The sequence below is a fragment of the Paenibacillus polymyxa genome, assembly GCF_001719045.1.
Taxonomy (GTDB): domain Bacteria; phylum Bacillota; class Bacilli; order Paenibacillales; family Paenibacillaceae; genus Paenibacillus; species Paenibacillus polymyxa_B.
Genome location: NZ_CP015423.1, coordinates 4,355,873 through 4,380,182, shown reverse-complemented (window position 1 = coordinate 4,380,182; position 24,310 = coordinate 4,355,873). Strand labels below are relative to the sequence as shown.

Sequence of the window (24,310 nt, the reverse complement as noted above, 5' to 3'; positions counted from 1 at the left end):
TGATTGATTAAGCGGTATACCTCCGAACACCATCAGCCATTTTCATCAACTCATCCCATATATATATGGGCGTATTACACGCTGGACAATCTAGCCAACCGATTAAATAGGGTAATTGAGCAAGAAGCTTGTTCTCTTCAATTTTTTGGGCATATTCGTGTAACCACTGTATATTAGCACCTTTATGGTCCAATGAACGGGGGCGGATTGGGTGGGGAACCAGATTGTCTGAATTTACAGGGTCCTTATCATAGACAACCAGGGTGTCATTCTGTTCATCAGGCCAAATATAGAGCGGGGTACCGCAATGCGGACAATCCAGCGTATATTCGTCACCTGTATCGAAACTTTGTAGCATATAAGCTATGCTGCGATAACCCTGAAAAGCGGCACCCGCAGCCAGAACATAGCGTTTACCTACATCTCCTTCGTGTTCTTTCGCATAGAGCACCATTTCTTCAGTCAATTCTGCAAGTCGGACAATGGCACACCGATATTGCGCATAAATATATTCAGCCACACTAGAATCCACTTTCACCTGATCCCTTGTAAATTCCAATGGAACTTTGGTATGTAAGGGATTGTTATTCTTCGCTTCGAATATTCCGCAAATGTTATATATATCTGCACGAATCCCTATATCAGAACTTTTTAACGCAATGTCTACAAGGTAAGGAACAGCCGCAAATGTACAAGTATACAATGTATTTTGGTGATACAGTTCCTCCCAATACAAGGTGTCAGCCATTTCGCCGTCATATCCGGCTTGGAGCTGTTTCAACATTTCTGGGACGTATTGAGAGGAACCGTAGGGGCCTTGGAGTAGAGTCCAGGCCGGATCGGACAAAGCCAGCATCTTGATACTCCTTCCACCGTTTTTTACAGTAGAGGATTTTGCAAAAATCCAATAAGCAAATTCCAATGAACAACATATAGATCGAAATGGTTTAGTTCGTCTATAACTTGCACTTCGGAGCGACTGGAATCGAATTTTGTAAAATCCTTATAGTAATATTTGATCGGTTTATAAAATGAATTTTGCTATCAAAATTCATTTTAACTTCATAATTCTCAGCTTCTTACGTTTATTTCATTATACGCATATTATTAGCTGAAGTTGCTTTTCTCGATTTTCGCAATATACAAAATCACTATTTTTTTGGGTCTATAATCATATTCGGTTAAGCTTTCGGCATTGTGAAGGTGAAACACATTAAATTAATGAATTAATGAATTACTAACCCGGTTCTTATGTCTTACTACGACTCCTCTGTCCATTCAGTTCCTTCTTCGTATGCATAGTCCACATTATAAGTCCTGTTACTTAAAAATTGCTGAGTAAGAAATAAAATATATATACATTAAAATTTCCATACATGTAAAAACAAAGCCACTCCCCTACCTGTTTTTAATTATGCCAAACGGGTAAGACATACTTGTTCAAGCCTTTAATCTAACAGTTAAGAATCGATTTCATAAATGATTAAACTAACGAAGTGTATACTACATATAGACAAATTGAACCATTTTGATCTATATGTACTCTTTATTAAAGCTACTAAAGGTATTATGAAATGGATTCACTACAAAACTGATTTTATGAATCGGTATATGAAAAGGCGTGTTGGGAATATTATGTACGAATACTGCGACTATAAGGGGAAATAGCCTATGACCATAACACCGGAACAGCGGATTACCCTGCACGGATTTAACAACCTGACCAAATCATTGAGCTTCAACATGTACGATATTTGTTACACCAAAACCAAAGAAGAACGCGAGGCGTATATTGAATATATTGATGAACAATACAACTCAGATCGACTGACAGCTATTTTAAAAAATGTATCTGACATTATCGGCGCCCACGTGCTCAACGTAGCCCAGCAGGATTATGTACCTCAAGGAGCCAGCGTGACCGTACTTATATCAGAAGGACCCATTGTGGAGGTACCGACTGAATCTTATGCCGAGTCACCCGGCCCCCTACCTGAATCTGTCGTGATACAGCTGGATAAAAGCCACATTACGGTTCACACCTACCCGGAATATCATCCAGACGAGGGGATCAGTACGTTTCGAGCAGATATTGATGTCTCTACCTGTGGGGAAATCTCCCCGCTCAAGGCACTCCACTATTTGACTCATTCTTTCGACACCGACATTATGACGATTGATTATCGGGTGCGCGGCTTCACACGTGATACGAATGGACATAAGCTTTTCATCGACCATGATATCGCCTCCATTCAAAACTATATTCCGGACGAAGTGCGCAGTCAGTATGACATGATCGACGTGAATGTGTATCAGGAAAATATTTTCCATACCAAATGTAAGCTAAAACAATTCGATCTGGACAATTACCTGTTCGGCTACACCAAGGAAAGCCTGAGTGAAAAAGAGCAACAAAATATATCAACACGTCTCAAAATCGAAATGGACGAAATTTACTACGGTAAAAATATGACATAACAGATCGAATGCGTAAAAATAAAATAGATCATTTCATTGAAAAAAGGAGGATCGCTTGGACTGGGATATAGCCGGGCTTTCGTCCTTTTTTAAATACAAAATAATAGATATTACTCAACTTGATCTGTACAAGCGAGAGATTGTTCACTATGATAGGGGAAGAAACCACTAATTTAAAATAACAGCATGGATTTTACATCCGCTCCTTATTGTAAGCGCAATCAATTGATTCTACGTATGATTTTGTTATGGAAAACAAAGGAGGAATTTGTATGCAAGGCGGTATTGGCGGTAAAAACATCATTTTACGATTGGAAATTTCCACCGGGCACATCCAATTTGGTCAATTGATTACGCTGGTAAACGAACATGGCGGAGATGTGATTGCCATTGACGTCATTAGCACCTCTGAGAAGGTCACCGTGAGGGATATTACGGTGACCATTGCCGATCCAGCAGAAATCGACCGTATGATTGCCCGAATTAAAAAAGCACAAGGTGTTAAGGTATTATCCATCTCTGATCGTACCTTCCTATTACACCTCGGAGGCAAAATTGAAATGCAGCCCAAAGTCCCAATTCAAAACCGCGATGACTTATCCCGGGTATATACCCCCGATGTGGCACGCGTATGCATGGCGATTCACGAGGAACCCGACAAAGCTTTCCGTTTGACGATCAAGCGCAACACGGTCGCTGTCGTCTCTGACGGAAGCGCTGTCCTCGGGCTAGGTAACATCGGTCCCTATGCAGCCATGCCGGTTATGGAAGGCAAAGCCATGCTGTTCAAGCAGCTCGGCTCCGTCGATGCCTTTCCAATCTGTCTGGATACGCAGGACACCGAAGAGATCATTAAGGCCATTAAGCAAATGGCCCCAGCTTTTGGCGGTATTAATCTGGAGGATATTTCATCGCCACGATGCTTTGAGATTGAACAGCGGTTACGTAAAGAGCTGGACATACCTGTTTTTCATGACGATCAGCACGGCACAGCTGTCGTTTTATACGCAGGGCTGATCAATGCGCTCAAAGTTGTCGGCAAAGCCCTGTCTGACGTCAAAATTGTCGTCTGTGGTATCGGGGCTGCGGGTGTGGCTTGCACCAAAATTTTGCTATCTGCAGGGGCTGTCAACATCATTGGCGTAGACCGCCATGGGGCTCTTACAGCTGATGAAACATACGAGCATCCGATGTGGAACTGGTATGCACAGCATACCAACCCTGATCGGCTGTCGGGTACGCTGTCCGAGGTTCTGAAGGACGCTGACGTGTTTATCGGTCTGTCGGCAGGTGGAATACTGCAACGAGAAGACGTGAAACGTATGAAAGAAGCCCCGGTGCTGTTCACTATGGCTAACCCGGTTCCTGAAATTGCGCCAGAGGACGTCGAGGACATTGCAGGTGTCATCGCCACCGGACGTTCGGACTATCCCAACCAAATTAACAATGTACTTTGTTTCCCTGGCATCTTTCGAGCAGCGCTCGACTGCCGTGCCCGTGAAATCAACGAAGAGATGAAGCTGGCGGCCGCAGAGGCCATCGCAGGCACGATCCGTCCTGAAGAACTAAACAAGTTGTATATTATCCCAGGTGTATTTAACGAGAGTGCGGTTCAACGGGTTCGTGAAAAGGTGATTCAAGCCGCCATTGCGAGCGGTACAGCCAGAAGAGTGCCTCGGGATTTCAGATAAAAGAAAAGGATTGCTCCCCTAAATGCGGGTGCAATCCTTTTTGCTATCGAGAGATCAAGCTTCATATCCGTTATCTTTACAGCGGTTATGACCTCCATTTAGAGAACAATTGACTGGCACGCTGAGCAAACTCCTCCAGATTAAAGTTGGAGTTATCCAGTTTGTAGTACCATTTTTTAATCGTATCCAAAATCCATGAGGGCACCTTAACCTCCGAGATACCGGAATAAAACGTATGATATGCCCACACCAAATGCTCCCAGCGCTTGTCATCGCCTTCCTTCACGTATTCCGATACGTCCAATACCTTGGCACGCCCATCTTGCATAAGTACATTCTTAAGGTGAATATCACGGGGATTCAGCCCCTTGGATCGGACAAATTCCCTCGCCTTTTCCACATCCAGAATGACCTGCTCTGGCACAGGAATTCCTTGCAGCAAACAATCCAGCAGCGTAATACCGGATTCATAACTTATGACAATATACTTGTCGCCTTTTCCGTAATAATGAGGAAAAAAGTCAGACCCTCGCAAACGCTCATATACGTCGGCCTCCGCATCTTTCTTCTCGATCGCCATGTCTGAGTACACCTTGAACGCGTAGCCTGGCAACGTATCGAGCGTAAATACGGCCGCATCTGTCCCGATGCCAATACAGCGGACGTCTTGAGTAGCTGTTTTAATGGTAACCGGATCATTATCCTCTGTACTGTATACGGTCACTTGACTTATGATGTCTTCTGCCTGCCTCCATTGTTCTACCATGCGCGATCCCCTCCTTCTCTGTTCTAAACCTTTACCAATGAAGTTAGTTCTATAACAGATAAATAGTATTACGGTTTATCTTTTGGAATGGCTTCAAAATAGGTTAATTCTTTAAAAAAATACGGTATGTACCGTGTCTAACGAGCGTCCGGCAGCAGCAACCTTCTTAACTCTGCATAGCTTGCTGCTGTTTTATAGTCCCCCAGCACATCAGTTTCCGGGAGAGCATTCCTGTGATTGAACCAGATCACCTGCCAATTTGCAGCTATAGCTCCCGCCACGTCATTACGCCAGGAATCCCCAATGTAGCAGCAATGCTCTGCTAACGTTCCTGTCCGCTCATTCACTACTTCGAAGATGCGCGGATCAGGCTTGGCATAGCCAACGGTCCCAGATACAAAGATGTGCTCTGCCGCAACATGATTTTCCAACGCCATCGCCTTGATCTTGCTCATCTGGTGTTCTTCAAGACCATTTGTAATTAATCCAACTAAAAAGCCAGCCGAGCTCAAATCATTTATTAACGAGGTAGCCCCCTCAAAAGGCTCAATTCGGTACTGACGATCCAAGTATTCTTCCTGAACATGTACTGCCTGCTCACGGGTAATTTCTACCCCGAATTCTTGTAAAGCCAGAATGAAACGGCCTTCCCTCATCTCATCCAGTTCATCCGGCCCTGCCTTCCCCTCCAATAGTCCTCCTTTAGCCGACAGTACATCGCTGTAATAGCGAATACGATGGTAGGCTTTCTCATAAGGAAAACGTTCACTCAATCCTAATACTGTACGCAATGCATCGCGTGTAGGGTGCAAATGATCGTACATCGTATCATCTACATCAAAAAAAACAGCCTTCTTTTGCAAGTTCATATGCCCACTTCTTTCTGTTAAATCTTCGGATGACGCTCCTTTTCACCTTGTCCTGATATTATACCCGTTGGCCTGTTACGTTGCACCTTATCCTTCACACCGCGCATCCTGCAATCACACTTCACGGTTGCTAACATACACTGAAAAGACCGCATTTTCGCAAACCCACTTTACTTCTCTACCGAGCTAACATAGGTATCTTGTCCTGCTTTGCCCGAAAGCGTTTTATTTGACAACACACGGGTAAAAGGTCACATTTTTGAAAATATTCGTCATACAGGTTTACATTTCGTGTAAAATCACGTACCTTTTAGGGATGAACGCTTTATGGATGTATTGGATAAGGGAGGCATACACGATGGATTCCGGTTCTAACCTAGCCTATGGATCAGCTACACCTTTGATTGAGGCACTTATAGAATTTGAAAAGGAGCTCGAAGCGAACCGGCATTCTCTGAGTTTTGATTTGGGATTGATTATGGAGCAGGGCCGCGCGCCACGATATATGGCTACACCACCAGATGTTATTCCTTTTGCCCACGCAGGAGTGGACGGAATACATTATGGCTTTTTAACGGATTTTGGTCTTGAAAAGGACCTTTCACAGGCCCCTATCGTATGCGTATCTCCCGTCGATTGGACGGGTGTATGGGTGGTTGCCCGTCATTTGCAGGATTTTTTAAACGTTGTTTATACAGAGAACAGTTCATTAAAACGATACTACGCCAGCGGAGACGACTATTCTGGACATGCAGGTCAGCGACTGCCTCAGCTTGTAGATGAACGCACCGCGTTTGTACGCGAATGCTTTCGGGAACGATTTGGTATCGAACCGATTCAGGATATGGCTGCCTATATCGACAGCTTGCGAGCAGAACGGAAGCACAATGAAGCAGCTCCTACGCTGAACGGCTTGGGCATTCAGGTATCTTCTTCCGCGAAACATAGCTCTTCTATGGAAAGTACCCTCTTGACCGTAACGGAGCCTTTCCTTTGGGAACAACAAGGCGAAGCTGTACGTGAATTGTTCTATAACGGTTCGCGTGAAGCCAGACTGGCCTTTATTCGGGATGCCCAGACACGGCATCTGTTCACCCATTCTGCCCTTCGTGCTTTTGTAGCTGGACAGCTTAAGTTGATGGGCCTATCTGAGGCCGCAACATATCTGGAAGAGTCCTACTATACCGTTATTCCCGATATGATAGAATCTTGACGAAAACCTTCGATTCCCCCTAACATAACCGCCTCTGAAAAGGCGGCTTTTTGTGCTACAATAAATGAAAATAATAGGGTCGAACGGCCCGGTACGAATGAAAGAGAGCGAGTATGAATAATCATTCCTATCCTACTCCTGAAATCATTGAAGTTTGTCTGTTGGCGGGCAAACTGATGATGCAAAATGGAGCCGAAACCTATCGTGTTGAAGACACGATGTCCCGCATTGCTTCAGCCTATGGCATATCTCAGTCCCATAGCTATGTAACACCAACTGGGATTTTTTTTGCCATTAATGATTCGGAGCCTGCCAAGCTCATCCGCATCGTAGAGCGGACCACCGATTTGCACAAGGTGACAGAGGTCAATTCCATTTCACGTAAAATCAGCACAGGTGATTTGTCTCCCCGCGCTGCCGTCAAGGAGCTTGCGGAGATTGAGCGTGGCCCCCTCCGCTATTCCAACCGTGTACAGCTGATGGCTGCTGCGTTGGCCAGCGGTTGCTTTATGATTATGTTTGGTGGTGTCTGGCGAGACTTCCCCGCAGCTGTGTTATGCGGCGGTATCGGATTTGCAGCCGTACAGTATTTTCACAGGCTCGTTAAGGTCAAGTTTTTCTCAGAGTTTTCTGCATCTTTTCTAATCGGCTTGCTGGCGGCTCTGTTAACGATAGTAGGCTGGGGACAGATGATGGATAAAATTATAATTGGCTCCGTCATGCCACTGGTTCCAGGCTTGTTAATTACAAATGCCATTCGTGATTTAATGTCAGGGCACCTTGTTTCGGGTCTTTCCAAGGGAGCCGATGCTTGCCTGACGTCTTTCGGCATTGGAGCTGGCGTTGCGGTTATCATTTCTTATATGTGATTCGGAGGAGATTCAAGTCTATGCTTGCACAATTATTCACAAGCTTTATTGCCACCGCTGGTTTCGGCATACTTTTCCACGCCCCCCGGCGCTCGCTGCTGCAATGTGGTTTTGTTGGTATGCTAGGTTGGCTGGTCTATTATTCAACCACGGACAGCATGGGACCTGTGAGCGCCAGCCTTTTAGCAACGATCCTCATCGGCATCGTCAGTCAAGGCTTTGCGCGGCTGTACAAAATGCCTGTGATTATTTTCAGCGTAGCAGGCATGATTCCGCTCGTTCCAGGGGGAATGGCCTATAATGCCATGCGCCAGTTCGTACAACAACATTATCCTCAGGCACTGGAGCTGGCCCTGAGCACGCTGATGATCGCAGGAGCTATTGCTGTCGGTTTGGTGCTGTCTGAGGTGCTTAATCAAATTTTTCACAACATACGTTTTAGACCTCAGCGTTAAAAGCGATGAAAATAGCAAAATAAAAGAGGCTGCTCCCAAAATCATCCGCAGTGTAGAGACGATTTTGGAAACAGCCTTTTTCTGTACACATTACAAAAAAATATTTAACTGTCATAAACTATTATTCATCCACTCGCTTGCCCAATATCGCCAAATCTCGCTCTATGCTGTCCAGCACAGCTACACGCGGATAGTACCCCCATTGCTCAAAACCAAACTTCCGCAGCAGCCCAATACTTGGCTCATTATGACCAAAAACAAATCCCAACAACGTTGTAATCCCCAGTCTCGGACATTCATTTAGCAAATGCTGTACCAGTCGACTTCCTGTTCCGGTTCCACGAGAATCCTCATGGACGTAAATGCTAATTTCTGCTGTACCGTTATAAGCTGGACGCCCATAAAAGGACTGAAGGCTGGCCCAACCGGCAATGGTCCCCTTTTGCTTTAAAACCCACAAAGGGCGGTGGTTCTCCTGATGAGCCTCAAACCATGGAATGCGGCTCTCCACTGTCACCGGTTCCAGATCTGCGGTGACCATTCGTCCTGCAATCGTAGAATTATAAATATCCACAATATCGGGAAGATCCTCTCTGCACGCAAATTCAATGGAAAAAGATTGGTCCTGATTCATTATTCATATCCGCCTCCTATGGTGTGATTTATTTATTGTACAAGACAAGCGCCCGATCAGCCATATCGAGTTGTTTTGCGGATTAGTCCCAAAGGGTTTTATAATAGAGCTTGAGGGAAAATAAAAACGGGGTAAGCGATTTAACACCATGAGACGGGAGGTATGTTTCGGAGTCAAGGATTCTGAAGCAGCTTAATATGAATATTGGAACTCAACTCTTGATTTTGGAAATACCTATGGAATCTTTTTTTGGAAAAACGACTATTTATCCTGTACTGCTCAAGGACGAGGATGGACTTACACTGATTGACACGGGAATGCTCGGCCAATTTGAGCCATTACGCAAGGCTATCTCAGATGTGGGTGAGGATATCAGCCGCGTGAAAAGAATTATTTTAACACATCAGGATATTGACCATATCGGAAATGTTCATGCACTGCTGGATCTGCTGCCGAATACTGCCCTGTTAGCCCATAAGGATGACGTTCCTTACATGACAGGAGAGCGACCGTTTGTGAAGCTGACGTCGGAACGGATTAAACAAATGGATACTGTGTTCAAGCAGCAAGCAGAGGATATGATTCGCCGCCTGCCAGATTTGCGCTTTGCTCATATTCTTGAGGACGGTGAGCATCTGCCTTATGGTGGGGGCATACAGATTATTCATACACCCGGTCACACGCCCGGGCATATCAGCTTGTATGTGCCCGCACAAAAGCTACTATTGGCGGCAGATGAACTGCTGGTAGTCGAAGGTGAACTGGTCGGTCCCGCTGAGTCGGCTACGCCGGATATGCCATTGGCTCTGAAGAGCCTCGAAAAGCTGACGGTATTGGATGTTGAAAAGGTAATCTGCTTCCATGGCGGCTACTATGATCAGAACGTACAAGCACGTCTGCAAACATTAAGTCAAGCAAGAGAGTAAGCCATTCAAAGCTATAAATTATGATGTAATAAGAGCTATAATGAATACATGGACAGAAAGGAATGAGACTCTATGAATGATAAAATTACAAGATTATATGATGAATTGAAATCACAATCTTGGGATGGCCTGCTTGTGACCGATCCCAAACATATTTACTACCTGACGGGCTTTGCTAGTGATCCGCATGAGCGTTTTCTTGGTCTCGTGCTGCTTCGAGACCAAGAACCAGAACTGATCGTACCCGCTCTGGATGCAGAAGCCGCCCAAGCTGCTTCTTCTGTGACTCGTATATCCACCCACACCGATACGGACAATCCATATGATCTGTTGCGTCAATGTACAGGCACCGGAGTGAAAACATTCGCGCTGGAAAAGGAGCACGTCTCCGTCCTCCGTTATGAACAGTTACATACTGCTATTGGCGCGGCTCAATATGTGGATCTGGGTCCTGTGCTTCAAGAAATGCGTGTGAGAAAAACTCCTGAGGAAGTACAACGTCTGAAACATGCAGCTCGTTTGGTGGAAGATGCTCTTCGCCACGGCCTCACCCATGTGCGCGAAGGAGTGACGGAAGTCGAGCTGGTGGCCGAAATCGAATATCAGATGAAAAAAATCGGCGCAGATGGCCCGTCCTTTGACACAACAGTGCTGTCTGGACCCAAAACAGCCTTGCCTCATGGTGTTCCAGGCACCCGCAAGCTACAGCATGGCGATCTGCTCATGTTTGATATGGGCGTATATTCCGATGGCTATGCTTCGGATATTACGCGTACTTTTGCTTTTGGAAAGCTGTCGGCTGAGCTGGAAACGATTTACAATACGGTTCTTCGCTCCAACGAAGCGGGAATTGCCGCCATTCGCCCGGGAGTTTCCTGCGCATCCGTAGATCAGGCAGCACGGGCTGTTGTTGAAGCCGCTGGATACGGCCCTGCCTTTAACCATCGAGTTGGACACGGCCTTGGTATGAGTGTTCACGAATATCCATCTGTACACGGAGGCAATAGCGATCTGCTTCATGAAGGCTTCGTGTTCACCATCGAACCCGGCATCTATGTGCCAGGCCTCGGCGGTGTGCGGATTGAAGATGACGTTTTGGTCACCTCTAATGGTGTTGAAGTGCTTACCTCTTTTCCAAAAGAACTGACAGTGCTCGGATAAATCCATCGCTATTCATTATATTGGTATGTAAAAAAGGATGAAAAAAAGGAGGGGCAACCCCAAGCCATCATGGCTTGAGGGTTTGCCCCTCCTCTTCTATAAAGCGGAAATTGCGTGCGATGTACAAAATGGGTGTACCCGCCGCGGTCAGTACAAATTTTAAGATGTAGGTGGTGAATAATATCTCGAGCCATATCCCCCACGCATAACCGTAAAAGGCAATAGTACAGAAAATGAGCGTATCTATAAACGAGCTGATCATCGTGCTGCCATTGCCGCGAATCCAGAGCTGATGACGTTCCGGGAAGAACTTGCGAATCCAGGCGTACAGACGCACGTCCAGCAATTGACTGACCGCATAGGCTGTCAAGCTGGCAAGCGCAAGTCTTGGCAACAATCCGAACAGCTGTTGCATCGGTGTCTGGGCAAAATCCGTTGCAGTAGGCTGGAACTGCAGCACCATCTGCATCGTTATCGTCGTCATAATCAGAGTGAAAAAGCCGAACCACACAGCTTTACGCGCTTCTTTAGGCCCATATTTTTCATTCAGTAAGTCGCTGGCCATATACATAGAAACATACATCGTATTTCCCAATGTCGTGGTAATGCCGACCAGATCAATCGTTTTGGTTACCTGAATGTTGGCTAGTACAGTAGCAACACCAATCCAGGCGTACAGCCCTTTTTTACCGAACAACCGAAAACATAACAAAAAGAACATAAAATTGACGAGGACAAAAGCTGCCCCCCATAACAGATTAAACATGAAATCCTCCTAGTTTTGATAGCGCGGGATGGTTGCGAACCGCGGTTCATCCGAAGCAAGCCGGAAAAACATTATTTTAATGTATCATAGATTAGGATTTGTGAACAGCCATAATTTACACTGCCCTAAACTCAATACAAAGAGCCGACCTTATGGCCGGCTCTTTGTACAGCGTACATACAGTACGTGTGTTATATAGGCTACAGATGTGATATGAGACTGATCGTACACCCTTCATTTATCATTACTTAAGAGTGTGCCGTTGCATCCAAATCCATACCATGATTATTGAATACGTCTTGATCGTTCTCCTTGAGCACCTTGCCTGAAATGAGACCTGCAGTAATAGAATCATTGACATTTAACGCTGTGCGTCCCATATCAATCAACGGTTCGACTGAGATGAGCAATCCTGCCAATGCCACTGGAAGATTCATGGTGGAAAGCACGATCAGGGAAGCGAAAGTGGCACCACCGCCTACACCCGCCACGCCGAACGAGCTGACCGTAACGACCAGAATCAGCGTGAGGATAAAATCCCAGCTCGTTGGATCAATACCCACGGTTGGAGCAATCATAACCGCCAGCATTGCCGGATAAATACCAGCACAGCCGTTTTGCCCAATAGTCGCTCCCAAGGTCGCAGACAGATTCGCGATGCCGTCGGACACACCAAGCTTTTTCGTTTGTGTTTCAACATTTAACGGAATGGTCGCCGCACTGGAACGAGAAGTAAAAGCAAAAACCAGTGTAGGCAATACCTTTTTCACATACGTCACCGGATTGTAGCCGAACAAGGCCAGCAAAATAAGATGAATGATAAACATGACCAACAGAGCCACATAAGAAGCGAGCACAAACTTGATTAGCTTCAAAATTTCATCTGGATTGGTCGTAGCTACTACTTTAGTGATCAGTGCTAAAATACCGTAAGGAGTCAATCTCAGCACCAGAGTTACAATTCGCATCACTACAGCGTACACTGCATCAATCACTTTACGGAAGGTTTGCGCCTGTTCCGGTTTTTTACGATCCAATCCGAGTACAGCCACCCCGATAAAAGCCGAGAAAATAACCACCGCCAGCGTCGACGTACGACGTGCTCCCGTCATATCCTCAAAAGGATTTGAAGGAATAAATTCCAGCACCTGCTGTGGAATGGTCATGTCCTGAACTGTTCCAAGGCGCTCTTCCATCTTCAAGCCCTGTGCTTGTTCCTTTTCCCCACCTTGAATCTCAATTGCCTTTAGGTCAAACGACAGGCTGGTTACAATACTAACTGAAGCAGCAATTGCCGTTGTAATCAGTAGTACTGCAATAATGGACACGCTGATTTTGCCAAGGTTCTGTCTTCCCTTCAAATTCATAATAGCCGAAATAATCGACACCATGATAAGCGGAATAACGACCATTTGCAGCAAACGGACATAACCGTTACCTGCGAGGTTGAACCAATCAACCGATTTTGTAATGACCTCTGAGCCTGCACCATAAGCATATTGTAGAATAGCCCCGTAGATCAGTCCGAAGCCAAGTCCGGCAAATACCCTTTTTGTAAAGGAGATGTGCTTTTTCTGCATCCAGACCAATACGCCTAGCAGCAAAAGCAGCACGATTACATTTAAAATAATAAAGAAGGTATCCATGTATTATTTCCTCCAAACTTATACTTAATATGTTTTATAAGGTGTCCTTCAATCCGAAGAATACTATATCACAAAACCAACTATTTTTGTAGGTTTTATAACAATAAAATAGTTAAGCAGCTTCAAATTTGGATTTTATCGAAAACGCCAAACAGCAAGCCTTCATCTTTCGAAGGCTTGCTGTTTTTTGTCCTGAACAGAACGACATGTATTCAACTTAGCTGCCGGGGCTCTTTTCCACAACCGAGTTCGGAGAAGCATTCATGCCAGATGTAGATACTCCTTGCGAATGCTCATCTTTTTCATCCACAAAGCCCATAAAATACGTAATTACGCCAGCTGTAACAAACGAAATCAGCATACCCACAATACCGTACACAAGCGTGGGTTCAGAAAATAAAGGTAAGCTGAGCAGCCCAGCAGAGACACCAATACTAGTAAGCTCCGTTTCAAACAGACACATACAAGCCCCACCAACGGCTCCACCGATCATAACTGCTATTAACGGTTTTTTGAAACGGATATTGACACCATACATGGCCGGTTCAATGATTCCTAGCATGGCCAACAAACCTGTGGACGCAGCCAGCGTTTTGACTTTGGCATTTTTGGATTTAACACATACGCCAAATGTTGCGCCAGCCTGAGCGAAAGCCGCTGCAATGACCACGGGAAAAAGGTGATCATAACCCAATGTTGTCAGCGAGCTGATCATAATCGGTAGCATTATATATTGCATACCTGCAATAATAAGCAAAGACATCGTGCCTCCGAGCAACAACCCTGTAAATACTTCTGCATTGTCAAACAACCAGCCTAGTCCATCGGATACATGTTGGCCGAGATAACTCCACAGTGGCCCGAAAGCGAACACCATTAAAGGTATAGTGATCATCAGTGTCAAAGTCGGGACAACCATTAATTTAAGTGAATAAGGGATATACCTGTCTAACCATTTTTCGATATACGATGCTATCCAGACAACAACAAGTATGAGTACTATAGATGAAGCAGCTTGTGGGTCTATAACTGGCAGACCGGCAAAACGTACCTCCTCACCAGACTGGAGTAAACTTGTTAATTGGGGATGGAATACGGATGCTGCGATGGCTGCTGCAACAAACACATTGCTGCGCAGCCTTCTTGCCGCACTTGCCGCAACGAAAATAGGTAAAAAATAAAATATCCCATCGCTGATAGCCGTTAAAATAGTATATACCTGCGGATCAAACAACAATAAACCGAAGGATATTAAAACTAATATAATTACCTTGACCATTCCCGCACCAATCATTGCCGGCAAGATCGGGGTAAATACGCCTGATACATAATCTAATAGTCGACTTATCGGATTTCTCCCTGTGGCAGCTCTATAACTGCCGGAAGTCAGCTCCTGTGTATCTTCTCCTCTGACCTGCGAAATCACTTCTTTGGAAAGTAAATCCCGATTCATAACAACCTTTTCCCCTTTTATATGTATATTGAAGACCACTTTCGAACTTACAAACCAAGCTTAGAAGAATATTGTAAAAAAGCCGTATTCCTTATGCTACTTATATTACTTCTTTTTTACAATAGTTTTAAAGAAGGAGTAATCTATTCGTTTTTATGCACCTGATAATTTACATCAAACTTACATCTAAACACCTAAGACCATAGTTATATATTTTTTGTTTGTTTTTGGGCAAATATGACTATTCAACCGTCTGTTAATTATGTAAAATAGGTCTAACCTACTTTTTAGTAAATCATGGATTACTTCCCTTTCACATTCTTGTCCCTTGAATTCAGCTGAAATATACATAGAATCCGAACATTTTCAGTCTTTTCTTCAAGCAAGGAAAGGAACACAAGTAGATCATGGCGTGTCAAGTATCTATTGGACAAGCGGCCTACTTCAAGCAGGGAATTCGTCTGATTTTATTACCATCATGTGAGAGGAGATTTTTCATGAAGAGTTTTAATCGTTCCATTGGCGCGAAATTACGAATTATGTTTTTGCTGATTCAGCTCTTTGCGTCCCTTTTGTTCAGCATCAGTTTCTATGCAATATCCATGAGTATCATTAATAACAGTGTCATGCCTCAGGTAGACCAATTGCTAGAAACTGGAGCTAAAAATGTGTATCAGGATCTCAATATTTCCTTAGCTGTTCAGGCTGGGCAAGGAAGCGGTTCTGATTCCGGCTCCGCTATACAGATGGAATCCTATCTTCAGGACAAGGTCGATACCCTCAAATTAGAATCGGCATATATCGCGGTAGTGAAGGATGATAAAGCCGAAGTCGTCGCACGGAATGTAAAATCAGTATACAAGGTCAAGGATGCACTCATTCCTGTTGAGGATATTAAAAAAGCAAAACAAGGCGAGATGAATATCAGTGAAATTTACAGCGATTCATACGGAGTACACAAAACCGCCTTCTTTGCTATATCAGGTAGTAATCTAGTTCTGGGTGTGAACGAAGACGTCGGATTTGTACAGGAAAAATCCCAACAAATTCTATGGATTTGCATAGGTATTACAGTGGCAACGCTCCTGCTGGGCGGCATTATTTCTACCCTCGTGATACGTAAAGTTGTAGAACCCATTGCTGAATTGGTTCGTCATAGCGAAAAAATTGCTCAAGGTGATCTTTCACAAGAAGCGAAGGTTCATGGAGTTAATGAAATTGCCCAACTTGCCCGCAGCTTCCAATCCATGTCTCATAACTTGAAAGAAATGATCGGCCATGTGCTTTCTACATCCGGTGCGGTTGTTGAAGGATCGGACGAGCTACTTCGTCGGACTGAGGCTATAAGTGTAAAAGTGCAGGACTCTACAGTTGCCGCAGAGGAAGTAGCAAAGGGCAGTACCAGCATAGCTACAGCTGCTGCTGAAAATGCACAGGCTATGGAGGAAATCGCTCAAGGTGTTCAGCACATTGCCTCCTCTGCCAATGATGTATCCGATCAAATCAGTGAAGCGACAAAAGAAACGGTTAACGGTAATACGCTCGCTCAAAAAGCTGTAGCTCAAATGTCACAGGTAGGACATGCTGCCGATGAATCGCTTCGATACATCCATAGTATGAATGAGCGCTCAGAAGCCATTGGCAGTATCGTTTCGGCTATCTTCGATATTACGAAGCAAATTCAAATGTTGTCCCTGAATGCCTCCATTGAAGCCGCCCGTGCGGGCGAACATGGACGGGGCTTTGCCGTAGTAGCTGGAGAAGTACGCAAGCTTGCCGAGCAATCTAAAGAAGCCACACAAGAAATTTCCGACTATTTGGTTACCATTCAAGAAGTATCGCAACAATCTGTGGACTCTGTGACCCAGGTGAGCCGTGAAATTCATTCGGGAACGGAAATGGTTCAACAAGCGAGCTCAGCCTTTAACCAGCTAAGTGAGCTTATGCAAAAGATCAATGCTACGATTCAAACGGTATCTGCAGCAACGGAGCAGGTATCCGCCAGCTCGGAGGAAGTATCTGCTTCCGTGGAAGAGACAGCTCTCATCGCAGCCAATGCACAGCATATGATTCAAGAAATCGGTTTAAATGCCGATGAGCAACTGAATGAAATGGAAAGCCACAGCGAGGTTGTTCGCCAATTAAGCAAACAAGCAACCGAACTGCAAAAGGCTGTCCAAAAATTTAAAATTACGTAAGCCGATACAATAAAAAGAGGTATCTCACAGTCTTAAAAATGGCTGTAGAGATACCTCTTTATTTTTTAAAATCGATTTTAATAATCATCCATGAAGTTTATGAATTCATTCCCATAATACGATAAATTTGCTCCATATCTAAATGAGCCCGTACCACTTCTGCGACACGGTCAAACTCTCGTTCCTTGGCTTCACGTACAGTAAAAGTGCTTTCTAAAGGTGCCAAGCCCTTGGCTTGTCGCAATCCATCCAGCCAGCAACGGCGAAAACGGTCATTATCAAACACACCGTGCAAATAGGTTCCCCATACTTTACCGTCTGTTGTACCCCAGCCTTCCTCAAAAGCTGTTCCTTCGCCACGCCGGATATGGAATAACCTTTTCATTTCGCTTAGGTTTAAAGTTCTATCTGTAGGTGCGCATGGTTCCGTAACATACTCCGTAACCCCCATATGTATTTCATAACCTTCAATGCTTGGCTTGCAGGCAGAACCTGAATCAGTCGCAGTGCTAAGCAAAAGCGGGCAATGATTAGACAGGGTTCCCTGTACGCGTACGGTTTGCTTTTCCTTTAAAAAGGTCGTGGATAGAGCAAGCCAACCTAACCCTTCTGCCTGCTGCGGCAACCCAGATTCGACGGCTTCGGGATCAAATAGTGCGGTACCCAGCATCTGATAGCCTCCACAAATGCCGACGAGCTGCGTGCGTCCCGTATTCATGGCCTGCTGAATGTCCTCCTCCAGACCTCGTTCACGCAATTCCAGTAGGTCTCCAATGGTGTCTTTGGTTCCCGGTAAAATAATGGCATCCGGTACGCCCAACTGTCCGGCTTCAGTGACATAACGAACACTCACATCCGGCTCTGCGGCCAGAGCATCCGTGTCTGTAAAATTGGAAATCCGCGGATATCGTATCACCGCAATATCCAGTTCTTTATCCTTTGCAGATTGTTTGGGCTTCTTATCCAGTACTACCGAATCCTCTGCTTCAATGCGAATGTCTGGCAGATAGGGCAATACACCGAGTACAGGAATGCCTGTCCGTTCTTCCAGCCAGTCTAGTCCCGGCTGAAGCAGAGACAGATCACCTCTGAATTTGTTAATGATAAATCCGCGGATACGCTGTACTTCATGGGGTTCCAGTAATTCGATAGTTCCTACGAGAGAGGCAAAAACACCGCCCCGGTCGATATCTGAAATAAGCAACACTGGAGCATCCGCCCATCCTGCCAGATTCATATTTACGATATCGCGGTCCTTCAAATTAATCTCTGCCGGGCTGCCTGCCCCTTCCATAAGGACAATATCATAGGTATCACGCAACCGACTCAGAGCATCCATAACGGTCTGTTTGGCTTTTGGCAAAAAATCCTTCCGGTAATCGGAGGCGCTCATATAGGCATAAGGTACACCGTGTACAACAATTTGTGAGTGCATATCTTTGACCGGCTTAATCAGAATCGGATTCATGTCAGTCGTGGCCTCAATACCGCAGGCCTCAGCCTGCACCCCCTGAGCGCGTCCAATTTCCTTGCCGTCCTCGGTAACATAAGAGTTTAACGCCATATTTTGCGACTTAAACGGTGCGGGACGATATCCGTCCTGCGTAAAAATACGGCAAAGCGCAGTCGTCACCACGCTTTTGCCCACATCCGACGCTGTTCCTTGAAGCATCAATACGGCTGCCGGGTTTGTGTAGGACGGTTCGAAAGTTGACAATTGCCTCTTCCCCTTTAACGAATTCATTTCAAATCTGGTCACAACCCGTACAAAATGACAATAAACAACAATAAAACAGTCTCCAGCAATTCGTTTAAAGTTCCGTATATATCTCCCGTAAGTCCACCCAGTCGGCGGTTAATACGGTTTGCCGTGAAGGTTCCAACACCGTAAGCCAAGACCGGAAGCAACACAAAACCTAGCGAGATTGGAAGGCTCTCAGAATACGAAAGGAACGTCTGTAAGTAGGATCCTGCCAACGACAGATTCCCAGTCCCCCTTGTTGCTGTAGCCAAATCTGCCAGAAGATATTGTCCTACGGCAGCACTTAGGGTCACTAATACTGCCCAGAATACGGCCAACCCTACGCGGCCACCACTCATATCAGCAAAACGCGCAGCCAGCCCATCATCATTACGGGCTTTAGGCCAGCGTTTCATTGCATGTACCATAAACCAGCGGCTCCAAACCATCGGAAGCAGCAGCAAGCCAGACACATTCCGTTCAACCAGCACCGTATACAGCAAAGAAGCCTTGAGCATGAGTAGCAGCACACAAGCAATAACGCCCATAGCCCCTACACGGCTATCTTTCATAATCTCCAGCATCCGCTCACGAGATCGGTAGCTGAACAAGGCATCGGCCGCATCCATCCACCCGTCCAAATGCAATCCGCCCGTCAACCAAACCCAGACAACAAGCGTAAGAATCGCACACGGCAACGGCGGCAATACCATAGAAGTAAGCGCCGCAAAGCCCCAGACAATGATGCCAATAACCACTCCCACCAGCGGATAATAACTTGCACTGCGTTTAAGCAAATCCGGGGAAAAATCTATTTCCGCCTTCACCGGAAGACGCGTTAAAAATTGAAAAGCCGCCGCAACAGCCTGACGTTCGCGGCTCATAGCTTATATTCCAACTGTTTGAGTTCTACGGGAATGCCCGCCGTCACCAAAAATACTTCACCACAAAGACGGGCAATCCGCTGATTCATAACCCCACTCAAATCCCGATACAGCCGACCCAGCGGATATTCGGGCACAATACCGTCACCAACCTCGTTGGTTACGATGACGAGCTGCCCTGGATACTGCTCCACAGCTGCCGCCAGTTCATTAATGGCAGCTCTGGACGCAGCTTCGCCGTCCTCGCCTGCAGCCAGCAGCACATTCGACAGCCACAGGGTCAGGCAGTCGACTAGCACCATAGGCGCGGGCTGCGACGCTTGATCGCCACCAAGCCACTGTAGCAGCTCCGGTAACGCCTGCGCTTCCTCCAGCGTCTGCCAGTCGTATCCGGCAGACTCGCGCTGGACCCGATGAAGGGCGATGCGCTCCTTCATCTCCATGTCATAGGCTTGCGCCGTTGCAATGTAGCAGGCGCGCGAAGCGCGCGACATGCATAATCGCTCGGCAAAGCCGCTTTTCCCGCTGCGTGCCCCGCCGGTCACGAGCGCTTTCATCGCTGCGCGGCTCCCTGACCGTCCGATACGCCTGCATCGGCAAAGGTCGCCATTCCGCGCATGATGCGGCACGCCGCATCAATCAGGTGCAAGCTAAGCGCACCGCCTGTGCCCTCCCCGAGCCGCATGTCCAAATAAAGCATGGGCTCCAGCTTGAGCTCGCGGAGCACCGCCGCGTGCCCGCGCTCGTCCGAGGCGTGCGATGCGAGCATGTACGCAGCGCTAGCAGGCGCAAGCGCACGCGCTGCAAGGGCGGCTGCGCCTGAAATAAAGCCGTCCAACACGACTGGACAGCGATGTGCGGCTGCGCCGAGGATGACTCCTGCCAAGGCGGCAATCTCCAGACCGCCGACCTTAGTGAGCACGTCGAGCGCATCATTTGCATCTGGCTGGTTCACCTCCAATGCGCGGCAGACAACCGATATTTTACGGGTAAGCCCAGCCATATCTACACCCGTCCCCCGGCCTACGATAACTTCCGGCTCTAGCCCGGTAAGAGCACATACGACCGCAGCGCTGGCTGTCGTATTCCCGATGCCCAGCTCTCCGGTAACGAATAGCCGTGTGCCACCTTTGACCGCTTCTGCTACGGCTTCAGCTCCGGCCAAAACCGCCTGTTCCGCTTCCGTACGCAGCATTGCTGGCCCTTTAGCTATATTCGAAGTACCCAGGCGTACCTTACGATCCAACAGATTCTCGTGAGTGACATCCGCATTCACGCCAACATCCACCACCTTGACATCTGCGCCCGCATGGCGTGCCAGCACATTAATTGCCGCGCCACCTGACAGCATGTTATACAGCATTTGCTGTGTAACCTCAGCCGGAAAGGCACTGACTCCCTCTTCACACACCCCGTGATCCGCAGCCATGACCATAACCGTTTTACGATCAAATTCAGGCTTGTCCACTCCTGTAATTCCTGCTAGCTTGATGGCCACACTTTCCAACTTTCCAAGACTTCCCGGTGGCTTTGTTAATTGGTCCAAATGGGCTGAAGCTGCCGAGGCCGCCACCCCATCCGGCTGGGCAATGCTATCGATCAGCTGACGCAGCTTGTTGTTCATACCTTCCACTCCCTGCTCTTTTTAAGTGTGTTTCATCATTTATTTAATCTGCTGTATCCGAAGCACTTCTGCGCAGCAAGAGCTGCGGCACACCGCTATCAGGATGCGGAAGCATCACAGGCTCAACACCGTATACTCGTCGAATCCGATCCTCGGTTAATAACTTCGATGAAGCTCCCAATCCTTCAACCATTCCATCCTTGAGTACAAGCAAATCTTCGCAAAATTGGGCTGTCAAGTTAAGATCATGCAAGACCGCAATGATCGTCATACCCGTTTCTTGGCGCCAATCTGCCAGCAGTTCCATAAATTCAAGCTGATAGCGCAAGTCCAGATAGGTCGTAGGCTCGTCCAGCAGCAATATTCGTGGCTCCTGCACCATTACTTTTGCCAAAGCTACACGCTGTCGCTGTCCCCCACTCAAGCGGTCCAATGCTCTGTCCGCCAACGTGGTAAGACCCAATCGCTCCAGCACGCGATCCGTGATCGCCTCCACATCAACACCCTTTTCCCTGCCTAACCAGTCCTGATGAGGAAAACGTCCCATTTCTACGACTTCCCTGACAGTGTATCCCACTGGAGGAAGCCCTTCCTGTTGGAGTACGGCTATGAGTCGGGAAAGCTCTTTTCTGCTGTAGCTACCGACCTTTTTGCCATAGATATGAACGTTTCCCGAAGTTGGCTGATCTACACCCGAAAGCAGATGCAGCAAGGTCGATTTTCCACTGCCGTTCGGACCAATAATCCCCCACCAAGTTCCTTCGTCGACGCTCCAGCTTATATTCTTTAACGCATGGAATTCTCCATAGGCACGTGTCAGACCCGCTACCTCTAATGCCCGATCACGCACTTTCTGTGATTCACTTTCTTCTGTCACAGCAGTTCCCCCCTGCGCAGCTTCTTGTTCCGATACAGGAGATATGCGAAGAACGGTGCCCCAACAAAGGCCGTCATCACGCCCAGAGGAATTTCCGTGGGGGATAACAACGTGCGAGCCGCCGTATCCGCCCAAGCCATAAAAATGGCTCCACCGAGCGCAGATAATGGAACAATCATCCGGTAATCAGGACCTGTCACCAGACGAATGATATGCGGTACAACAAGTCCCACAAAGCCAATCACTCCACATACCGAGACAGCGGCAGCTGTCAGCAGCGTGGAAATGATCAGGACAGATAGCTTCGTCGCATCTACATGAACTCCCATGTGAGCCGCCTGACGTTCACCCAAAGCCAAAATATTCAGCACACGTGCCCGGTTCCATAGAAATACCAGTCCTATGACCACATAAGGTAAAAGGATTCCTGTATATGACCAACCGCGCAGACTAAGACTTCCCATCGTCCAGTACAATATTTCATTGACCGTCTCCTTCGACATGGCTGTCAGAAAGGAAACAACTGCTCCTAGAAAGGATTGCATCACCACACCCGACAAAATGAGACTTTGTGTCGGAATTTTTCCACCTTCCCGTGCCAACGTTAGCACCATCCACAGCGTCAGCATTCCGGTCGTAAATGCCACTAGCGGCAGCGTCCATATGCCAACAAATGAAAATTGAAGGCCCCAATAGATCAGTACTGCCGCTCCTACCGAAGCCCCCGAGGATACCCCCAGTGTATACGGATCAGCCAAAGGATTACGCAGCACACCCTGAAATCCGGCTCCCGCCAGCGCCAGCGCTGCTCCTACCAACATTCCCAGTAACACTCGTGGCAATCTGACCTTCAAAATAATCTGCTCTGAGGATGTATTCCAATCCGGTGTAAACGTATCGCCTAACCACGGAAGGTGGTTAACCAGAATGCCCGTGATCTGGCTGACCGGAAGCTTGGCCGAGCCGATGCCAAGACAGAGCAGCAGCGTCAGCAACAGCAGGACAAGACCTGTCCCTCCAAAGCCGATCAGTTTACGGTTCATTTGAAAATTTCAGGATACACGCCCTTGGCCACTTCCTTGAGACCTTCCGTTACGCGTGGACCCGGACGACTGATCAAATTATCATCCACGGCAAACACCCGGTTATGGCGAACAGCCGATATTTGATCCCATCCACTGCGAGCTTTAATGATTTCGCCGAGCGTCTGGCCAGTTTTGTCGTCCTTGACACTTTTGCTGTACAAAATCACGTCAGGGTTCGCAGCAATAATATTTTCTTCACTAATTTGGTACCACCCCTTCTGCGTGGCACCTACATTTTCGCCGCCCGCCAACGTAATCAGCTCGTCCATAAACTCGCCTTTACCAACTGTCCAGCCTGGTGAAAACTCGACGTATACCCGCAGCTTCTGCCCTTTACCGATATTTTTAACTCCTTCTTTCACTTCCGCTACATCTGCCCTCATCTTGTCAGTCACCGCTCTCGCATCTTTCTGATGATCGGTGATTTTTCCATACAATTCGATGTTAGCTATGACATCTTCAACTGTCTTCGGTTCCGTTTTAAAAATCATAATTCCCATGTCGCGCAGCTTGGTCGTAGCCTGTTCACTAAGTGATATCCCTGCAAAAACGACTTCCGGGTTAGCAGCAATGATCGCCTCTTCGTTCGGTTTCATAATACCGCCCACTTTAGGCTTTTTCGTAGCTGCTGCCGGGTAATCAGAGTAGTCGGAGACGCCAACTATTTCCTTATCCAGCCCGATGGCGAACAGCGCCTCGGTTTCTGCCGGGGAGACGGAAACGATTTTATCCGGCGCTTTTTTGAATGTAAATTCCTGTCCTGTTGCATCCTTAACTGTGAGTGGGTAAACTGTTTTGCCCGGAGGCTCTTGTGCGGTTACGGTCTTTCCTGGCTGCTGTGCAGAAGTCTGATTCTCTTTATTTTCAGCATTTTTTCCATTAGAGCCACATGCACTCAGCACAACTGCCAAAATCAGAACCAATAGACCTGTTGTCCAAACCTTTATTTTTTTTCCTGCCATGATTTGCACCCC

Annotated in this window: 22 protein-coding genes; 8 read left to right on the top strand and 14 right to left on the bottom strand. The window is 46.8% G+C overall.

Annotated features, from left to right (window positions below):
* Positions 1-7: 7 nt before the first annotated feature.
* Entirely contained in the window at positions 8-856 is an 849-nt protein-coding gene (locus AOU00_RS19655; RefSeq protein WP_069291434.1) for a hypothetical protein, read from the bottom strand.
* An 815-nt stretch (positions 857-1,671) separates the two neighbouring features.
* Between AOU00_RS19655 and speD the strand changes: the two genes are divergently transcribed.
* Positions 1,672-2,478, top strand: coding sequence for an adenosylmethionine decarboxylase (gene speD / locus AOU00_RS19645; protein ID WP_013309324.1), 807 nt, complete (start codon positions 1,672-1,674; stop codon positions 2,476-2,478).
* Positions 2,479-2,750: 272 nt separating this feature from the next.
* Positions 2,751-4,169: an NAD-dependent malic enzyme gene (locus tag AOU00_RS19640; protein WP_081330736.1), complete on the top strand. Its 1,419-nt coding sequence runs from the start codon at positions 2,751-2,753 to the stop codon at positions 4,167-4,169.
* 85 nt (positions 4,170-4,254) lie between these two features.
* On the opposite strand, the gene AOU00_RS19635 is transcribed toward AOU00_RS19640, so the two are convergent.
* Together AOU00_RS19635 and AOU00_RS19630 are read right to left on the bottom strand one after the other, a co-directional pair.
* Positions 4,255-4,935, bottom strand: coding sequence for a protein kinase family protein (locus AOU00_RS19635; RefSeq protein WP_069291431.1), 681 nt, complete (start codon positions 4,933-4,935; stop codon positions 4,255-4,257).
* Positions 4,936-5,072: 137 nt separating this feature from the next.
* On the bottom strand, positions 5,073-5,804 hold the full coding sequence (locus tag AOU00_RS19630; protein ID WP_069291430.1) for an HAD family hydrolase: 732 nt from the start codon (positions 5,802-5,804) through the stop codon (positions 5,073-5,075).
* A 358-nt stretch (positions 5,805-6,162) separates the two neighbouring features.
* Here AOU00_RS19630 and AOU00_RS19625 point away from each other — a divergent pair, with 358 nt between their 5' ends.
* From AOU00_RS19625 to AOU00_RS19615, 3 genes are all read left to right on the top strand, one after another.
* Positions 6,163-7,017 carry a hypothetical protein gene (locus AOU00_RS19625; protein WP_069291429.1) on the top strand — a complete coding sequence of 285 codons (855 nt, stop codon included), beginning with the start codon at positions 6,163-6,165 and terminating at the stop codon, positions 7,015-7,017.
* A 113-nt stretch (positions 7,018-7,130) separates the two neighbouring features.
* Positions 7,131-7,886, top strand: a complete 756-nt coding sequence (locus AOU00_RS19620; protein ID WP_061829072.1) for a threonine/serine exporter family protein — start codon at positions 7,131-7,133, stop codon at positions 7,884-7,886.
* Positions 7,887-7,906: 20 nt separating this feature from the next.
* A complete protein-coding gene (locus AOU00_RS19615) occupies positions 7,907-8,341 on the top strand; it encodes a threonine/serine exporter family protein (protein WP_061829071.1) in 435 nt (144 codons plus the stop codon).
* A 121-nt stretch (positions 8,342-8,462) separates the two neighbouring features.
* Here AOU00_RS19615 and AOU00_RS19610 read toward each other — a convergent pair whose 3' ends face one another.
* Complete coding sequence (locus tag AOU00_RS19610) at positions 8,463-8,975, bottom strand: GNAT family N-acetyltransferase (RefSeq protein WP_061829070.1); 513 nt, start codon at positions 8,973-8,975, stop codon at positions 8,463-8,465.
* Positions 8,976-9,172: 197 nt separating this feature from the next.
* On the opposite strand from AOU00_RS19610, the gene AOU00_RS19605 reads away from it, so the two are divergent.
* Together AOU00_RS19605 and AOU00_RS19600 are read left to right on the top strand one after the other, a co-directional pair.
* Positions 9,173-9,901, top strand: coding sequence for an MBL fold metallo-hydrolase (locus tag AOU00_RS19605; protein WP_069291428.1), 729 nt, complete (start codon positions 9,173-9,175; stop codon positions 9,899-9,901).
* A gap of 72 nt (positions 9,902-9,973) precedes the next feature.
* Complete coding sequence (locus AOU00_RS19600; RefSeq protein WP_069291427.1) at positions 9,974-11,062, top strand: M24 family metallopeptidase; 1,089 nt, start codon at positions 9,974-9,976, stop codon at positions 11,060-11,062.
* 67 nt (positions 11,063-11,129) lie between these two features.
* On the opposite strand, the gene AOU00_RS19595 is transcribed toward AOU00_RS19600, so the two are convergent.
* From AOU00_RS19595 to AOU00_RS19585, 3 genes are all read right to left on the bottom strand, one after another.
* A complete protein-coding gene (locus AOU00_RS19595; protein WP_069291426.1) occupies positions 11,130-11,828 on the bottom strand; it encodes a queuosine precursor transporter in 699 nt (232 codons plus the stop codon).
* Between the two features lie 248 nt (positions 11,829-12,076).
* Positions 12,077-13,474 carry an L-cystine transporter gene (locus tag AOU00_RS19590; protein WP_061829066.1) on the bottom strand — a complete coding sequence of 466 codons (1,398 nt, stop codon included), beginning with the start codon at positions 13,472-13,474 and terminating at the stop codon, positions 12,077-12,079.
* A 217-nt stretch (positions 13,475-13,691) separates the two neighbouring features.
* Positions 13,692-14,927 (bottom strand): PTS transporter subunit EIIC, encoded by a 1,236-nt coding sequence (locus AOU00_RS19585; protein ID WP_069291425.1) that lies wholly within the window; start codon positions 14,925-14,927, stop codon positions 13,692-13,694.
* A gap of 497 nt (positions 14,928-15,424) precedes the next feature.
* Between AOU00_RS19585 and AOU00_RS19580 the strand changes: the two genes are divergently transcribed.
* Positions 15,425-17,125, top strand: coding sequence for a methyl-accepting chemotaxis protein (locus AOU00_RS19580; RefSeq protein WP_069291424.1), 1,701 nt, complete (start codon positions 15,425-15,427; stop codon positions 17,123-17,125).
* A 97-nt stretch (positions 17,126-17,222) separates the two neighbouring features.
* On the opposite strand, the gene AOU00_RS19575 is transcribed toward AOU00_RS19580, so the two are convergent.
* Genes AOU00_RS19575 through AOU00_RS19545 form a run of 7 tightly spaced genes read right to left on the bottom strand, consistent with a single transcriptional unit; the run spans position 17,223 to position 24,298 of the window.
* Positions 17,223-18,842: a cobyric acid synthase gene (locus tag AOU00_RS19575; protein WP_069291423.1), complete on the bottom strand. Its 1,620-nt coding sequence runs from the start codon at positions 18,840-18,842 to the stop codon at positions 17,223-17,225.
* A gap of 38 nt (positions 18,843-18,880) precedes the next feature.
* On the bottom strand, positions 18,881-19,750 hold the full coding sequence (cobS, locus tag AOU00_RS19570; RefSeq protein WP_069291422.1) for an adenosylcobinamide-GDP ribazoletransferase: 870 nt from the start codon (positions 19,748-19,750) through the stop codon (positions 18,881-18,883).
* A complete protein-coding gene (cobU, locus tag AOU00_RS19565; RefSeq protein ID WP_069291421.1) occupies positions 19,747-20,307 on the bottom strand; it encodes a bifunctional adenosylcobinamide kinase/adenosylcobinamide-phosphate guanylyltransferase in 561 nt (186 codons plus the stop codon). The genes cobS and cobU overlap by 4 nt, the downstream gene beginning before the upstream one ends.
* Positions 20,304-21,374 (bottom strand): nicotinate-nucleotide--dimethylbenzimidazole phosphoribosyltransferase, encoded by a 1,071-nt coding sequence (gene cobT / locus AOU00_RS19560; protein WP_069291420.1) that lies wholly within the window; start codon positions 21,372-21,374, stop codon positions 20,304-20,306. Before cobT ends, cobU begins: the two co-directional genes overlap by 4 nt.
* Positions 21,375-21,417: 43 nt before the next feature.
* Positions 21,418-22,251: an ABC transporter ATP-binding protein gene (locus AOU00_RS19555; RefSeq protein ID WP_069291419.1), complete on the bottom strand. Its 834-nt coding sequence runs from the start codon at positions 22,249-22,251 to the stop codon at positions 21,418-21,420.
* Entirely contained in the window at positions 22,248-23,294 is a 1,047-nt protein-coding gene (locus AOU00_RS19550) for a FecCD family ABC transporter permease (protein WP_069291418.1), read from the bottom strand. Before AOU00_RS19550 ends, AOU00_RS19555 begins: the two co-directional genes overlap by 4 nt.
* Positions 23,291-24,298, bottom strand: a complete 1,008-nt coding sequence (locus tag AOU00_RS19545) for an ABC transporter substrate-binding protein (RefSeq protein ID WP_069291417.1) — start codon at positions 24,296-24,298, stop codon at positions 23,291-23,293. Before AOU00_RS19545 ends, AOU00_RS19550 begins: the two co-directional genes overlap by 4 nt.
* Positions 24,299-24,310 lie beyond the last annotated feature (12 nt).

Coding starts and splice junctions, on each gene's coding strand:
- AOU00_RS19655 (WP_069291434.1), bottom strand. CDS start 856: ATGCTGGCTTTGTCCGATCCGGCCTGGACTCTACTCCAAGGCCCCTAC.
- speD (WP_013309324.1), top strand. CDS start 1,672: ATGACCATAACACCGGAACAGCGGATTACCCTGCACGGATTTAACAAC.
- AOU00_RS19640 (WP_081330736.1), top strand. CDS start 2,751: ATGCAAGGCGGTATTGGCGGTAAAAACATCATTTTACGATTGGAAATT.
- AOU00_RS19635 (WP_069291431.1), bottom strand. CDS start 4,935: ATGGTAGAACAATGGAGGCAGGCAGAAGACATCATAAGTCAAGTGACC.
- AOU00_RS19630 (WP_069291430.1), bottom strand. CDS start 5,804: ATGAACTTGCAAAAGAAGGCTGTTTTTTTTGATGTAGATGATACGATG.
- AOU00_RS19625 (WP_069291429.1), top strand. CDS start 6,163: ATGGATTCCGGTTCTAACCTAGCCTATGGATCAGCTACACCTTTGATT.
- AOU00_RS19620 (WP_061829072.1), top strand. CDS start 7,131: ATGAATAATCATTCCTATCCTACTCCTGAAATCATTGAAGTTTGTCTG.
- AOU00_RS19615 (WP_061829071.1), top strand. CDS start 7,907: ATGCTTGCACAATTATTCACAAGCTTTATTGCCACCGCTGGTTTCGGC.
- AOU00_RS19610 (WP_061829070.1), bottom strand. CDS start 8,975: ATGAATCAGGACCAATCTTTTTCCATTGAATTTGCGTGCAGAGAGGAT.
- AOU00_RS19605 (WP_069291428.1), top strand. CDS start 9,173: ATGAATATTGGAACTCAACTCTTGATTTTGGAAATACCTATGGAATCT.
- AOU00_RS19600 (WP_069291427.1), top strand. CDS start 9,974: ATGAATGATAAAATTACAAGATTATATGATGAATTGAAATCACAATCT.
- AOU00_RS19595 (WP_069291426.1), bottom strand. CDS start 11,828: ATGTTTAATCTGTTATGGGGGGCAGCTTTTGTCCTCGTCAATTTTATG.
- AOU00_RS19590 (WP_061829066.1), bottom strand. CDS start 13,474: ATGGATACCTTCTTTATTATTTTAAATGTAATCGTGCTGCTTTTGCTG.
- AOU00_RS19585 (WP_069291425.1), bottom strand. CDS start 14,927: ATGAATCGGGATTTACTTTCCAAAGAAGTGATTTCGCAGGTCAGAGGA.
- AOU00_RS19580 (WP_069291424.1), top strand. CDS start 15,425: ATGAAGAGTTTTAATCGTTCCATTGGCGCGAAATTACGAATTATGTTT.
- cobS (WP_069291422.1), bottom strand. CDS start 19,750: ATGAGCCGCGAACGTCAGGCTGTTGCGGCGGCTTTTCAATTTTTAACG.
- cobU (WP_069291421.1), bottom strand. CDS start 20,307: ATGAAAGCGCTCGTGACCGGCGGGGCACGCAGCGGGAAAAGCGGCTTT.
- cobT (WP_069291420.1), bottom strand. CDS start 21,374: ATGAACAACAAGCTGCGTCAGCTGATCGATAGCATTGCCCAGCCGGAT.
- AOU00_RS19550 (WP_069291418.1), bottom strand. CDS start 23,294: ATGAACCGTAAACTGATCGGCTTTGGAGGGACAGGTCTTGTCCTGCTG.
- AOU00_RS19545 (WP_069291417.1), bottom strand. CDS start 24,298: ATGGCAGGAAAAAAAATAAAGGTTTGGACAACAGGTCTATTGGTTCTG.